The organism is Methylomonas defluvii (genome assembly GCF_033949435.1).
GTDB classification, from domain to species: domain Bacteria; phylum Pseudomonadota; class Gammaproteobacteria; order Methylococcales; family Methylomonadaceae; genus Methylomonas; species Methylomonas defluvii.
The window spans coordinates 145,044-159,731 of record NZ_JAXARY010000003.1; the positions used below are offsets into that span (position 1 = coordinate 145,044).

Annotated in this window: 14 protein-coding genes; 1 reads left to right on the forward strand and 13 read right to left on the reverse strand. The window is 52.3% G+C overall.

What is annotated here, in order from left to right:
• Positions 1–122: 122 nt before the first annotated feature.
• The 9 genes from mutS to chrA all read right to left on the reverse strand — a co-directional run bounded on the left by mutS (position 123) and on the right by chrA (position 10,937).
• On the reverse strand, positions 123–2,723 hold the full coding sequence (mutS, locus tag QLH52_RS04975; RefSeq protein WP_319960759.1) for a DNA mismatch repair protein MutS: 2,601 nt from the start codon (positions 2,721–2,723) through the stop codon (positions 123–125).
• 763 nt (positions 2,724–3,486) lie between these two features.
• The gene (locus QLH52_RS04980; RefSeq protein WP_319960760.1) at positions 3,487–4,335 is read right to left on the reverse strand and encodes an EAL domain-containing protein; all 849 of its coding nucleotides are present in this window, start codon (positions 4,333–4,335) and stop codon (positions 3,487–3,489) included.
• A 322-nt stretch (positions 4,336–4,657) separates the two neighbouring features.
• Positions 4,658–5,119 (reverse strand): cytochrome c, encoded by a 462-nt coding sequence (locus tag QLH52_RS04985; protein WP_171695284.1) that lies wholly within the window; start codon positions 5,117–5,119, stop codon positions 4,658–4,660.
• 35 nt (positions 5,120–5,154) lie between these two features.
• Complete coding sequence (locus QLH52_RS04990) at positions 5,155–5,865, reverse strand: cytochrome b/b6 domain-containing protein (protein WP_033158679.1); 711 nt, start codon at positions 5,863–5,865, stop codon at positions 5,155–5,157.
• 18 nt (positions 5,866–5,883) lie between these two features.
• The gene (locus tag QLH52_RS04995; protein ID WP_319960761.1) at positions 5,884–6,777 is read right to left on the reverse strand and encodes a dienelactone hydrolase family protein; all 894 of its coding nucleotides are present in this window, start codon (positions 6,775–6,777) and stop codon (positions 5,884–5,886) included.
• Positions 6,778–6,935: 158 nt separating this feature from the next.
• Positions 6,936–7,346, reverse strand: coding sequence for an ExbD/TolR family protein (locus tag QLH52_RS05000; protein WP_319960762.1), 411 nt, complete (start codon positions 7,344–7,346; stop codon positions 6,936–6,938).
• Positions 7,346–8,122: a MotA/TolQ/ExbB proton channel family protein gene (locus tag QLH52_RS05005; RefSeq protein ID WP_205454273.1), complete on the reverse strand. Its 777-nt coding sequence runs from the start codon at positions 8,120–8,122 to the stop codon at positions 7,346–7,348. The genes QLH52_RS05000 and QLH52_RS05005 overlap by 1 nt, the downstream gene beginning before the upstream one ends.
• Before the next feature lie 19 nt (positions 8,123–8,141).
• Complete coding sequence (locus QLH52_RS05010) at positions 8,142–8,951, reverse strand: energy transducer TonB (RefSeq protein ID WP_205454274.1); 810 nt, start codon at positions 8,949–8,951, stop codon at positions 8,142–8,144.
• Between the two features lie 609 nt (positions 8,952–9,560).
• Complete coding sequence (chrA, locus tag QLH52_RS05015; RefSeq protein WP_205454275.1) at positions 9,561–10,937, reverse strand: chromate efflux transporter; 1,377 nt, start codon at positions 10,935–10,937, stop codon at positions 9,561–9,563.
• Positions 10,938–11,405: 468 nt separating this feature from the next.
• On the opposite strand from chrA, the gene QLH52_RS05020 reads away from it, so the two are divergent.
• The gene (locus QLH52_RS05020; protein WP_205454276.1) at positions 11,406–11,768 is read left to right on the forward strand and encodes a hypothetical protein; all 363 of its coding nucleotides are present in this window, start codon (positions 11,406–11,408) and stop codon (positions 11,766–11,768) included.
• A 65-nt stretch (positions 11,769–11,833) separates the two neighbouring features.
• Here the strand turns inward: QLH52_RS05020 and QLH52_RS05025 are convergent, their stop codons facing one another.
• The 4 genes from QLH52_RS05025 to QLH52_RS05040 all read right to left on the reverse strand — a co-directional run bounded on the left by QLH52_RS05025 (position 11,834) and on the right by QLH52_RS05040 (position 14,592).
• A complete protein-coding gene (locus QLH52_RS05025; RefSeq protein ID WP_319960763.1) occupies positions 11,834–12,433 on the reverse strand; it encodes a hypothetical protein in 600 nt (199 codons plus the stop codon).
• Between the two features lie 278 nt (positions 12,434–12,711).
• Entirely contained in the window at positions 12,712–13,572 is an 861-nt protein-coding gene (locus tag QLH52_RS05030) for a carbon-nitrogen hydrolase family protein (protein ID WP_319960764.1), read from the reverse strand.
• On the reverse strand, positions 13,565–14,167 hold the full coding sequence (locus QLH52_RS05035; RefSeq protein ID WP_319960765.1) for a GNAT family N-acetyltransferase: 603 nt from the start codon (positions 14,165–14,167) through the stop codon (positions 13,565–13,567). The genes QLH52_RS05030 and QLH52_RS05035 overlap by 8 nt, the downstream gene beginning before the upstream one ends.
• 116 nt (positions 14,168–14,283) lie before the next feature.
• Positions 14,284–14,592, reverse strand: coding sequence for a DUF6156 family protein (locus QLH52_RS05040; RefSeq protein ID WP_033158667.1), 309 nt, complete (start codon positions 14,590–14,592; stop codon positions 14,284–14,286).
• Between the last annotated feature and the right edge of the window lie 96 nt (positions 14,593–14,688).

The window sequence follows — 14,688 nt, forward strand, 5'->3', positions numbered from 1 at the left end:
TGGGAAAGTATACTAGTTGCAATCGCAATTAGTTAATGTAAAACAAGGTTTTCCGCTGTTAACAGCCCGGCTGCCCGAGGTACATTGTCTGAACGATGCTGTGTACCGCGAACGTGTCACTATCAACGCTTGTTGGCTTTTAGCAGCGCTTTCAATCGATATAAGGCGTCCAATGCTTGCCGAGGACTTAAATGATCGGGATCGAGTTCTTCCAGCAGCACGACCGCCGGATGGCATTCCTGACTGGTGAATAAATCAAATTGGTTGATTTCGCTATGATTTTGCAGCTCGATATAGGCGGTGTTTTCCAGTTGCGCCAACTTGTGTTTGGCGTTGGCAATCACAATCTGCGGCACGCCGGCCAGCGCCGCCACTTGTAAACCGTAGCTTTGACTGGCCGGACCGTCTTTCACGGCATGTAAAAATACGATCTTGTCGCCGTGTTCCATCGCGTCCAAATGGATGTTATGGATATTGCCTTGTTCTTCGGCCAACGTGGTTAATTCGAAATAATGGGTGGCGAATAGCGTGAATGCCTGAGTGTGGCGAGCCAAATAATCGGCGCAGGCCCAAGCCAACGACAAGCCATCGAAGGTGCTGGTGCCGCGGCCGATTTCATCCATCAATATCAAACTGTTGCTGGTGGCGTTATGCAGAATATTGGCGGTTTCCGACATTTCCACCATAAAAGTCGAGCGGCCGCTGGCCAAATCGTCGGACGCACCAATGCGGGTGAATATCTTGTCTATCGGTCCGCAGCGCAGCGCTTGCGCCGGCACATAACAGCCGATGTGAGCCATCAGTACAATCAATGCCGCTTGGCGCATATAAGTCGATTTACCACCCATGTTCGGGCCTGTAATGACCAGCATCCGCCGCTCTGTCGACAAATTAAGATCGTTGGCGACGAAGGGAATACTGGATAGCGCTTCCACCACCAGATGCCGGCCGGCGATAATGTCGATGCCCGGCTGTTGGTCCAATATCGGTTGGGACAAGTTTAAGGTTTCGGCGCGTTCGGCAAAATTGACCAACACATCCAGTTCGGCCAAGGCATTAGCGCACTGCTGCAGATCGAGTAACGCATCGCCCAGCGTATCCAGCAACTGGTCGTATAAGGCTTTCTCGAAGGACAGGGATTTTTCGCGGGCACTTAGCACCTTGTCTTCAAAAGATTTAAGCTCCGGCGTGATGTAGCGCTCCGCACCTTTCAGCGTTTGTTTGCGGGTGTAATGCACCGGCACCTTGTCTGCCTGGGCATTGGAAATCTCGATGTAATAACCGTGCACTCGGTTGTAATTGACCTTGAGTGTGGCGATACCTGTAGCCGCTCGTTCGCGCAGTTCCATATCGATCAGGAACTGGTCGGCGTTCTGACTGAGATTACGCAACTCGTCCAACTCAGGATGATAACCGGGGGCAATCACGCCGCCGTCGCGAATCAGCACCGGCGGATTGTCGATGATGGCGCGTTGCAACAGGGCCAGTAATTCCGGTTGCTCACGCAATTGCGTGCGCAGGTTTTCCAGATGCGGATTGTCGCTATCCGCCAGCTGGCTTTGCAGTTGCGGCAAAACCGCCAAGGTCTGGCGCAATACCAGCAAATCACGTGGTCGCGCGGATTTCAGCGCGATGCGTGAGCTGATCCGTTCTATATCGCCCACCTGACGCAGGCTGGCTTGTAGATCTTCATATAACCGATTCAGCAACAGACTGGCGATGCAGGCGTAACGGCCATTGACAATCGCATGATCGCGTAGCGGCCGGTGTATCCAACGCCGTAAGCAACGGCTGCCCATCGCGGTGGCGGTTTTGTCCAACACCCCCAACAAGGTGTATTGCAGTTGGCCGCTGGGATGGCTGTCCAGCTCCAGATTACGGCGGCTGGCGGCGTCCAAGCTAATGCTGTCGTCGCTGTTCTCGACACGAATGCCTTGAATATGGGGCAGGGCGCTTTGCTGGGTGTCACGGATGTATTGCAGCAAACAACCTGCCGCGCAAATGGCCGCCGGTAAATGTTCGCAGCCGTAGCCTTTTAAATCGTGGCTGTTGAACTGCTTTAAAATCAATAGCCGACAACTATCCAAGTCAAAATGCCAGGGCGGCCGTTTGCATAAGCCCCGGCGTTCCTTGATGGCCGACGGCAGTTTAATATCCTCGCTATACAACAATTCAGCCGGGTTCAAGCGCTCGATCTCGCTAAGTAGCTGGGTTTCGCTGTCCAATTGCTGTAGTGTAAATTTCCCGCTGCCTAAGTCCAGGCAAGCCAGCCCGAAGAACTTGTCGAATACGGCTAAAGCCACCAGCAGGTTGTCCTTGCGATCCTCCAACAACGCTTCGTCGGTGACAGTGCCTGGCGTGACGATGCGCACCACCTTGCGTTCCACTGGACCTTTGGATTTGGCCGGGTCGCCGATTTGCTCGCATATGGCAATCGATTCGCCTTGTTTCAGCAGGCGGGCGATGTAGTTTTCCGCTGCATGATAAGGAATGCCGGCCATAGGGATGGGTTGGCCGCCGGACTGGCCGCGAGCGGTCAGCGTAATATCCAATAACTGCGCGGCCTTTTTCGCATCATCGAAAAACAGCTCGTAGAAATCTCCCATTCGGTAAAACAACAGCGTGTCAGGCTGGCCGGATTTGATGCGCATATATTGTTGCATCATCGGCGTGTGTTGCATTTTCTCGTCTTGCTTGGTGCCTTGTGTTTTCTGATTGTTCATTTTTAAATATTTGATATATAAGTAATATTTTTTATTAAAATATTATCGACACTTATAAAAATTTATCTGCACTTTAGCGGGTAGTGTAAGTTTCAGTATGGGTTTCTTCAGGTTGTGGACATGCCGTCATTCGTTAAAAAAACTATACCAAATGCAATTCTACGCCTGCACAGCAACAGCTTTGCAACCTGGGCGGGAAATGGTTTTTGATGGTTACCCTGGAATACGTTTGTCTAGGAAGGTGAGAATCTGATTTTGTAGCTATAGAAGCTGTATTGATGGATGTCTTCGGCAGGTATTGATTGGTCATTGGCCGGCTGTGTCGTTTCTATTGGCTATTGTCGCCTGGGAGGCTTTGAAAAACCAGCGTGATTCTCGCAGTGATCCAGTATTAGAAGCCAACTGGACATGTTTACCGCCATAGTGCCCCAAAGGCTTCAGCTGAAATTGCGAGGATGTTTTACACAATGCTAAGCGACATGGCGGATTTACGATCCACTTTAATTAGCCGTGCAATGGCTTTTAATTTGATTCAAAAGTACGCTGCAGTATCGCTCGTGCAGGCTGGAATATTACGATGCGAGTTGGCGCTGCGTTGGATTATGCAATGGATGCTGGCAGACTGCCTGAAGCCGCGGTAGATTGGTGGCGCTTAATTTTGGCGTCTGCGACAAGATTTATGAGCGCAAATAGCTCATTTACCAAGCCGTGTCTAAAAGCTAAGCCCGCTTTACGCGGGCTTTTTTATGCCGATTGCTTTAAATTAGCCGTTGGCCGCAGAGAGCTCGACGCTTCGTTCGAAATAGTCTCCCTGTACCAGATCAAAGCCGGTATTGCGAGCCAATGCGGCTGTGCGTTTGTCATCGATTTGCAGTATGAAGCTTCGGCTGTTGATCGAGCTTGCCAAACTGCTTAATTGTTGGAGTTTTTCCAGGAGTTTATTGTCGCGGATGCGGTCCAATTCCAGCGCCGAGATGCCGACGAAGTCGGGCGCAGCGCGAGTAATTAACTCGAAGGCCGATTTTTCCAGCGAGTGATAATCAAACTTCAATGCCAGTTGGTAACCGCGGCGTTGATAATTTTGCAGGCCGCGCAGCAGCAATTGATAAAAACCGGCATAGGCGTTGTTTGCGGTCAGCGTGATGGCGACGTTGGCGGTTTGCAGGCCGCAGGCCACTATCACCTCTTCAAAATAAGCTCCATGATCTTCTTTGACACCGAGAATATGCCGCGGGTCGACTTCCAGAAACAATAATTCGTCGAGATGCGCTTGCGGCAAATAGTTCAGCATATGCACGGCTCGTGACATCCGGTCGAAGTTGATGATGGACTCGACATTAGCCTGTTCGGCCTGGGGCTGGGCCAGGTATTGTTCCAGCTCGCTGCTTTGTATCGTTTGTTTGTGAATAGTGGACACGTTCAGTTGCGCAATGTGACCTATAGCATTGGTGGTGCGCAAAGTCTGGCGCAGCGGCGACAATCTGCTGCCGATGCAGATGGGGCCGAATACCCCGTGCACCGCGCCGTTATCCAGCACAAACGGCCGTAAGCCGTTATGGTGTTCCTGCTCCAGTCTATCGTTAAAATATTCGACTAATTGTTGTAAAGGCATGAGTATCTGTCCAGTAAATCCCTAATAACGGATGTTTTGCTAATAAACGCAGAGGGTAGCGAAACTAACTCATTAAATAAAACGATAATATTTGAAATTAATATGCCTAAATTAGAAGTACAGCCGCAAAGCCAGGCATGCCGATTTTTAGGAAAGTAGTCAAACGCGATATGACGTGTAGGTCTATCTGAACGAGCGGGTGTTTCTATTCGTAGTTTGGAAATGGGACTCGTCCGAGTAGGGCTCGGACAAGTCCCGACAAGCCGAGTTGCCGGCTGAAAATGCCTTAACGCTGGATGTTTGGTGTTCGGAGTCGATGGAATTATTCGCGAACCCGAATCAAATCGTGGCAGCTTTTGCAGGTAGCGCCGACTTTGCCAAATTGGGCTTTAACTTCCGCCGCATCGCCATTGGCCGCCACTTTTTGCAATTCGTTGGCTTCCTTGATGAAGGTCGCTTCGATTTCTTTTACTTCGTCCTGTTTTTCGAAAAATTCAGGTTTCAGACGGGTCGCTTTCCAGCCGGTGCCTTTATCGGTGCCCGGGCCGTAAAGGCTGAGCAGGCCGGAATTAGCGACCGCAGCCACGGCATTCGCGGCCGCGATCACCTGATCCTTGTTAAAGGTTTCCGGATGGTCGGCTGCCTGCGCTTTGATTTTCGCGGTATTCCAGCCCAAAAACGAGTAGGCGGATTGGCGGAAGCGGATTTGGTCTTCCACTTCGCCGGCCACGGCCGCCGTCGTGGCAGCGCCCAGCGCCAGTGCGACTATCAGTTTCAATTTCATGGGTTAACTCCTTGTGGTTGTAGAAAATGTAACGTTTAAGTTTTTGGATGGGCCGTAGCCGTTTGGAAGCTGGCCAACGGCGCCAGATAATTCACAAAGCCGCCGCTCCAAACGCCCCAGACTACCGTCACCGCGATCAACAAGGTGATGACGAAACGGAACGGCCCGACCGGTTTGACCGGGGAGGGCGCCAGGGATCTGGGCAATTGCTTTTTGCCGGTCAGCATGGCGCCGACCAGATTGGTTTTTTTCAGGCGTTGGTACAGGACAATCGCGCTGACATGCACGGCTACCAAGCCCAGCAGGATATTCACCGCGTAAATGTGCCAGCCGCTCAGTTTGTCGCTGAGTTCTTTATCGATGCTATGAAACAGCGGGCCTTCAAAAGCAATATCGTCGTTGGCGAACAGGCCGGTGACGGCCAGAAAGCTTAAGACTGCCAGCAAAGCAATAATCGCTATCGCACCGGCGGGATTGTGGCCGACGCCTTGCCATTCGCCTTTAACGTATTCCACCAGTCTGGAAAAGGTCGGAAAGAAACTGGCGAAACGGGCATGGGTGGTGCCGATGAAGCCCCAGATCAATCTAAATACCAGCAAGCCCAGAATCAAACTACCGAAGCGGGCATGCCAATCGGTCAGATTGCCGCCCAGTTTGCCGGTGGCGTAAGCGCCGACCACAGCTATGACCAACAACCAATGAAACAGGCGTAATGGCCAATCCCAAATATGCACTTCCACTTTCATTGAAATCCTCCCGATGATTTAACTGTCGCGCAGATAAGCGTTGAAGAAACTGATGGTTCTGTCCCAGGCCAGCTTGGCGGTGGCGGCGTCGTAGCGTGGAGTGGTGTCGTTATTAAAGCCGTGTTGCACACCCGGATAGGTGTGGGCTTCGTAATTGACACCGGCTTTTTGCAATGCGGCTTCATATGCCGGCCAGCCGGCATTGATGCGGTCATCGACGCCGGCGTAATGGATCAGTAAAGGAGCTTTGATTTTTGCGACCTGATCGGCGGCAGGTTGGGCGCCGTAGAACGGTACGCCAGCGCCCAGATCCGGCAGACGAGTGGCCAGGAAGTTAACTATGCCGCCGCCGTAGCAAAAGCCTACCGCGCCCAGTTTTCCGTTACTTTGCGGCAGTTTTTTGATGGCTTGCGCCGCCGCCAAAAAGTCGGCCTGGGTTTTTTCTTTATCCAGTTTTTGGAACAATTCGCGGGCTTTGTCTTCGTCGCCCGGATAACCACCCAAGGTAAACAGTGCGTCCGGTGCGAAGGCAATGAAATTATCCAGCGCCAGGCGCCGGGCGATGTCTTGGATATGCGGATTCAAACCCCGGTTTTCGTGGATAACCAACACCACGGGCAGTTTGCCGGCGGCTTTGGCCGGTTGCACCAAATAGCCGCGAAGCTTGCCGTTACCGTGCGGGGAGGGGTATTCCACGTACGTGGCTTTGATGCGCGGATCATTGTCGGCGACCTGCTTCGCTTCGGCAAAACGCGGATTCAGCGCTTCCAGCAGCGCTTCGGCGGTCAGGCCTAATAAGGCGTATTTAGGTACCGACGATAAAAAATCCCGCCGGGAAATATCGCCATGCACGTATTTATCAAAAGCTTGTAAGGCTTCCGGATGAAAGTCTTGAGCGGTCTTGCGCGCCATCCTACAGTTCTCCTAAAAGTTTGTGCCTAAACGCAAGGAAACCCTTGACGCAGCGGCTGCATCCTTGGTTTTGGCGTGGTTCGGATTGTATTTGTGCCGCAGCGTTTGCCGCCGCGATTAACTAGCCGGGCAAACTTGTTACCCGGCCGGGTCATGATTTATTGCGGAACCGTCAGAACCGATAGCTTGGTGACGCCGGCTCGTTCGATGGATGACATCACCTTGGCAACGATGCCGTATTGCACCGCGTCGTCCGCGTTCAGATTTAACGCAAACTCCGGATTGGCCGCCAAGCGGTTTCTCAGTTCGCCTTCGATGATTTCCAATGGAAACTCCTGTTTATCGATGTAGATTTTGCCTTGGGCATCGACACTCAAGTAAGACGCCTGTTTGTCATCCGGCGGCGCGGTTTCCGCGGTTTTCGGCAGGTTAACGTGTACCGCCTGGGTTAATAAGGGCGCTGTGACGATAAACACCACCAGCAGTACCAACATCACGTCCACCAGGGGCGTGACGTTGATTTCACCCATGACGTCATCGCCGCCGTCGTCTTTCGTATTGAATGCCATTATGCGTGCGCCTCTTTCGCGATTAATTCTTCATGGGTATCTTTGATATTGGATTTTTTGCCGCCGCTGACATCGGTCAAACGTGCGGAAGCTGCCGCCGCTGCCGGTTTGCTGCCGGCGCGTTCGATGATGAACGAGCTTTTCAGCGCCAAATGTACAAAATCGATGGCAAAATCGTCCAGGAAGGCCCAAACCACTTTATTGCGGCGGATGAAAAAGTTGTAACCCACTACCGCCGGCACCGCGACCGCGATACCGACTGCGGTGGCAATTAACGCTTCACCGATAGGTCCGGCAACGACTTCCAAACTGGCCGAGCCGGTTTTGCTGATATTGGTCAACGCCCCCATGATCCCCCAAACGGTACCGAACAGACCGACGAATGGGGAGATGCTGCCGATGGTGGCCAGCACCGCCAGACCGCTTTCTAACGAGCCGCGTTCTTTCTGCATTTGTTGACGCAGGCGTCTGTCCAGCAATTCCTGCCTATCCCAGGTGTGTTCCAAATCGTGAGTAGAGGCGCCCCCGTCGGTTTCGATCAGCGTCGAGAAACCGATGCCGGCGACTCGGGCGGCCGGACCATCCTGATTTTCCAAATGTGCGGCAGCCTGGATATTAGGTGCGCTCCAAAACTCCTTGTTATAGCGCCGGTTGTGATAGGAAATGCGAATGTGTTGTACGCCTTTGATTAGGATTAAGCCCCAGGTGACTACCGAGGCGGCGATTAAGGTGTTCAGGGTGCCATCGACGATGACGTTGGTTGCTATCTCAGACATTTTTGATCCTCAAAAATAATTACAATTTAAAAGTGAATGGAACCGTGGTGTAACGGGCAATCGGCGTGTCGCCGCGTTTGGCCGGCACGAAAGACCACTTGAGAACGGCTTTGACGGCAGCATCGTCCAGCACTTTCTGGCCGCTGGATTTGCTGACGGTCACGCTATCGGCGGTGCCGTCGGGCAGCACGTGTACTTTCATCACCACTTTGCCTTCCCAGCCGCGTTCTTGCGCAACTTCCGGGTATTCCGGCAGTGGGTTGTGCAGGTAAGCCGCGTCGGCTACCGGCTCGGTGATTTTTTCTTCAACCACCGGCGCGGGAGGTGCGGGCGGAGCCGGTGGGGCGTTGTCTACCACCGGCCCTTCAACAGGCGCCGGTGCCGGCGCTTCCTCAACAACTTTGGGCACGGGTTGGATTTTTGGCGGCTTTAACGGTACGACCTTGGGTTTGGGCGGTTGCGGTTTAACTTTTGGCGGCGGTGGCGGCACCGGTTTGGGTTGCGGCCTGGTCAGGGTGATCTGTACTTTGGTCTCGGGCTTGATGGGCTCCACAATTTCTTGTTCAAACGCCGCGCCGCTGAAGTGATCGACTACCGTGTTGTGGATAAAGATTGTTAGTGCGCCGATTAATAGAAAATCGACCCATTTGTGATCGCGGGTTTCGGTGACGTATTTAAAGTCTCCCAAGGCTACTGCAACCCGTGAATGCGTTAAACCTTCCGGCAACTGAGTGACAGGCGATTTTAATGAAACCACCTCTGCCGCGTCCCAATCCGCGGGGGCTCCCGCCGGTACCAGTTTATTAAAAGTTGCTAAAGGACTACTCATGCCAATGTTCCCCATTTCTTAAATATAAAGGCCATATTCCCCGTTGTGCCGCGTAAAGTAAGCGATTGTTTAAATTGGTGAATAGGCTTTGATCGCTGCTATTGATTTCTAATAGAGCACGAGCTGTGCCAGATTGTCGGATGGCGTCGCTATATCTGGCTTGGATGGTGAGTTAGAGAGCTAAGTGGTTTATTTATCGATTGTTTTTCAGGGAAAACGCCGGGCGGTGCGCGAGCGGATAGCTAGGAGTTTCAGCGGGTATTCAATCCCGCATTGCTTGCTGAGCACCAATTTCACGGGTCTTGTGTTTAAAGGGTGTTTACAGGGCAACAGTTGTTGAGTGGAAGAGATGTCTTAGCCGCAAACGACAACATGTGTTGAGTGTGGGACGGGCCTAAGTAAGCCGGCGAGGACGCGCTGCTGTCGGCTTGGGTCGCCAATGCCGACAGCTACAGAAAACCTTTGGGTTTGGTCGGAGCTTTTGTCCGCCAGCATTTCCAATACCTGCCGCAAGCTTTGTTAGGCGGTTTGGGATTGCAATTGTTGCCGTTCCGCAAAAGGCATAAAGGCTAACGGTATGTAAGGGCGGGGTTAATAGTTTGCCGGCAGCTACAAGTTTATGCCGTGTTGACTTAGCCATGGCTTTAGAAAGCTCCATAACAGTCCGGCTGTACCGCTACCGATAATGACCGGAATAACCCCGACTTTGTAGCGAAACAAAGCCAGTATGGCGGCCAGCCCGATTACTAGAGCGACCTTGTCCGCCACGCCTTCAAATCCTTGGGGCCAGAAGACGTGATAGGCAAAGAATACAGCCAGATTCAGAATGACACCTACCACGGCGGCGGTAACGCCGGTCAATGGTGCGGTGAATTTCAAATTGTTGTGAGTTGATTCCACGAGCGGTCCGCCGGCCAAAATGAACAGAAAGCTGGGCAGGAAGGTGAAGTAAGTCACCACGGTAGCGGCTAGCGCGCCCGCTAAAAATAAATGCTCGCCGCCGAATAGTGTTTGGTTCCAGCCGGCGACGAAGCCGACGAAGGTGACGACCATGATCAGCGGACCGGGCGTGGTTTCGCCCAAGGCCAGACCGTCAATCATTTGTGTCGGTGTCAACCAGTGGTAATGTTCCACCGCGCCTTGGTACACATAAGGCAGCACCGCATAGGCCCCGCCGAACGTGAGCAGGGCCGCTTTGGTAAAAAACCAACCCATCTGCGTTAATGCGCCGTCCCAGCCGTAGTGAGTGCAAAGCCAACCGAGCGCACCGCCCCATAATCCCAAAGCGATAAAGGCCAGCCTGACCAGCTTACCGGTATTGAAACGGGCGTGCTCGGGGGGAGGCGTGTTGTCGTCTATCAATGCCGGGCCGAAGTGTGGGTTAGATTTGCCGTGTCCGCCGCCCAAATTAAAATATAGGGGGGCCCATTTACCGCCAAGCGCGCCAAGCAAGCCGGCGACGAACACGATTAGCGGAAACGGTATTCGTAACGCAAAAATAGCCAGAAACGCTAGGGCGGCGATTGCCCACAACCAAGCGTTTTTCAAGGTTCGGGAGCCAATTCGATACGCGGCAAACAGCACAATCGCGGTCACGGCGGGCTTTATGCCATACAGTACCCCGGCCACTGCCGGTAAATGCCCGTAAGCCATATAAACCCAACCCAAACCGATTAGAATCAACAGGGATGGCAATACAAACAAGCCGCCGGCCATGATGCCGCCCCAGCTGCGATGCATCAGCCAGCCGATATAGGTTGCTAATTGTTGGGCTTCCGGGCCGGGCAGCAGCATGCAGTAATTTAAGGCATGCAGGTAACGGCGCTCGGAGATCCAGCGCTTATTTTCTACCAGATCCTGATGCATGATGGCGATCTGTCCGGCGGGACCGCCGAAGCTGATAAAGCCCAGTTTCAGCCAATACCCAAAAGCCTGTTTCAAACTCACGGGGGGCGGTGGATTGCTGGATGCCTGATTGTTGTTCATCGGTTTGTTCCTGAGAGGGCCTTACAAAAAGTGCCGAGAATATTTCCCGGTTTTGATCTGCGAAGCAAACGCGGCTTGCCATGACTTTGCCTGGTTTGGTGCGTGTCTTTGTTGTTTGGCATCAAATATGCTCGAAAATTTATGAGATTTGTTTGTCAACTAATTGACTATCATAAGAAAAATTTTGCAACTAAGCGTTTTAAAATTCGCCACGCAACGGGTATCGGACTATTATTAGTCCTGTCTCCAGGAATGCTTTTGCGGCCTGGTTCGCAGTACGGAATTAAAAATGTGTTAAGCGATCGATGCTTAGATAGGAACGCATTTGCCATAGCGGATTGTTAATCGTCAGGGTAATTTTGGCCGCTACCGGCAGATAGCTTAGACCGAGCGGGTTGGACAAGCGTCTGTAACAGGAGGATTTGTTCGCCCGAGCTCATAATGCCAACTTTGGAACAGGAGGAAATCATGAAAGCCCATGATTTTTCGTTTCTAAAGCAGTCCAAACCAATTTCCGCCATCATCGGCGGCTTGCTAGTTATTAGTGCGCTAAACGCTTTCGCGGATGCACTTCCTCCGGAAAGCTTCGACACGCCCTCCGCGTTAATTCTGACCCCATCGGATCAAGCGCTGACAGCCGACGCCACTGATAGCTCGAATCTTTTGTTGAGTAATACCGGGCGCGGCACGGCAAACCTTAAACCGACTGAACAACGCAAAAGCCGGCCGGTGAACTTGGGTTGCGGTGTCGATGTGAACCAATTTCCCAGTGAAGACAATTCGCTGTCTAGTCGATTCGTTGGGGCGTGCGATTTGAAGCTTCGCTACTAAAATTAGGTATCTGTCGATCTGGTGAGGCTAGGTCTGAAGTTTAAGTTTTACGCATGGAAATGCGCTTAGCCGACCAAATGCTGGATTTGCTGGCTGGTGATCGCGACGGTATTTAATTTGCGGATTTGCGGTTCGATGCCGTCGAAATTGCCGCGGAACTCCATCAGACGCAGCTCGGCTTCAATATCGGCTACTTCCATTAGGTTTTTCAGTAGCCTATCCTGCATTTCCCGCAAGCCGCGCTGTCGGCCGAAATACCCTTCCAGGCATTCGCCCACCAGCATGAATGCCGCCGCGAATACCGTCAATACGGCAAACGCCAGTACCAACTTGGGTATTCCCTGAGTCAAGGCTGCTATCAATGCGCCGGCCGACAAGGTGGCGATGGTGCTGCCGATCAGACGTAAGCGCACCGAGCCTCGCAAACGCGCGCTCAGCAAATTATAAATACTCAAACACTCCTGCTTGACTAGGCCCTTGGTGCTCATGGCTAAATCGACCAGCAACTGCGATTGCGAAGCGCTGTCTTGCCCAAGTAATTTTCCGGGCCTGAGGGTTTCGGTGTAACCGGGGTGTTTCGCGCAAATTTGATCCAGCAATTCCGGTCTTAACCTGCTTAGCAGATTGACCAGAGCCTGGATATCAAGAGCGATTGAGTCAAGCATGCATATCTCCGCCGGAGCGTGTAAATGGACAACACCTCAATAATAACCGGGCTTGGCTATTGCGGGCACTGTTTTTTCGGCATTACGCAAGTTTAGGAGAAATGGCGCAAAAACCAAGGAGATAAGCTTTATTAAAGCAAGTGGCCTTGGTGATGCACGATTAGATCGAGCTGAAATGTCTTAATTGATCGGCGTTTTGTTGGAGCGAAATGCGAGATTATCCAGTACGCCAGGCCTCGTGCTGCCTAGCGTACTGGTTAGAAAAGGGTTGTGAGTGCCTAGCGGCAATCGAATTGCTTAGGCCAATCCCGGTAATTAAACACCTGACCTTCCTGACGGACGATGTCGACGGCGGAGAGGTCCAAATCGGCGTAGACCCATTGAACATGGTTGTATTCGCCAATCGCCAGAATGCCGTTATTCGGAAATCCACGATCTACCGGCGTGTAAATCGCCGCCGCACCGCAGTTCACATCCACCGCTTCCGACCAATCTGCGTTACCGACCAATGAGGCTTGTACTACGTAGCATTGGTTTTCCAAGGCGCGGGCTTGGCAACCGATGCGCACCCGATAATAGCCGGCTTCGGTGTCGGTGCAACTTGGGACCAGAATCAAGCTGGCGCCGCGTTCGGCTTGTTGACGGGCATAGTGTGGAAATTCGCTGTCGTAGCAGATATTGATCGCGACTTTACCGAATACCGTATCGAATAACTTGATATCCCGGCCGCGGGAAATATGCCATTGCTCGTTCTCGAAACGAGTCATGGTCAGCTTTTCTTGATAATCCACGTCGCCTTGCGGGGTGAAGAAATAGGCGTGATTGCGAAATTCGTCGTTGGCGTGTTTGACCGGGTAAGTCCCTGCTTGAATGTAGACTCGGTATTCGGCGGCCAGCGCTTCAAATAGGTCCAGATAGCCGGGCAGCAAGGTTTGCAAAGCATCTAACTGGCCGTTCAACGAGGAATACACTTCCTTGGGAAACAGCGATGCCAGTTCCATGCAGGCATATTCCGGGAACAAAAGAATGTCGGCTTTGTTATCGGCGGCTTCTTTGACCCAACGGCGGGCCTTGATTTCAAAGTTTTCCCAGGTTTCCAGGAAGCTGATGTCGTATTGGGCGCTGGCAATTTTAGGCACGGTCTTCTCTCAACCAAAAAGTCATGGGTTTGGCGGTTTCGGCGACGTCGTCGAGATCCTTCCAGGTGTAGGTGGTTTTCAACTCGGGATGTTTGAAGTAGCCGCGCTTGTTCCAGAAAGCGTCTAGCGGCACGTAATCGGCTGGCCGGCGCGGATGGTCAACAGGGCGCTCGACGCAGCAGAAGGTGATGTGCTTGAAACCGCCCAGGTCTTCGGCATGGGCTTCGCGCTGTTCGAAGAAGCGCACGCCGATACCCAAACCGCGATAAGCCTTGTTCAGCACCGATTCGCCGCAATAAAACACTTCATCGGGGTTGTAGCCGTTTTCGACGAATGGTTTTTTAACTTCGTCGGTTTCGTATTTCAATGGTATCGCCGTCGACGCGCCGATGATGGCGTCGCCATCGAACGCCAGCACGATGACGCTTTCCGGGCAGTTTATGTAGGTTTGCAGGTATTTTTTCTCGTACTCGTAATCGCCGTCATACAAATACGGAAAATCCCGGAACACCTCAATGCGCAGGCGCGCCAGTTCCGGAATGTATTGAATCAAGGCGTCGCCGCTGAGGCGCTGGATGCGGATGTCTTTGCTCATGCTGGTTTGCGGTTGAATGAAAACAAAATGTCGGTCGCCAAGCTTAAGGCGCGAGAGACATATTGTATTGTAGGCGGTAGCGAATTGCCTATGGCAAAGGTTTATGAACCAGCCAGCTAATCAAATTTCAGTGCAGCTCCCGTTTCGTCAAAGCGTAACAGGTCGATCTCGCCGTCCGCATCCGTTATTTCCGCCTCGGCTAGAACCCCGTTAGCATGATAGGTATAGACATGGCGTAATTCCACTTCGCCATAGACCAGTTTTTCCAGCAGCATTAGACGTTCATCGGCAGCGTAGCAGCCGCGGAAGTAGGTGTTGCGGTTTTCCAGATGGCTTTCGTCTGCCAGTTCGTTGACCAGTTTCAACGGTAGTTTTACGCCGCTATAGCTGATGAAATAGCGGGTATCGCAGTTTTCTAATTCCACTTCAATTTTCCCAGGTAAAAAATCTAATTACCGCAATATTTGTGCCGAAATAGGTGACCCGAATTACCTGGGGTCGCCGGTGCTTTGGCTAGGCTA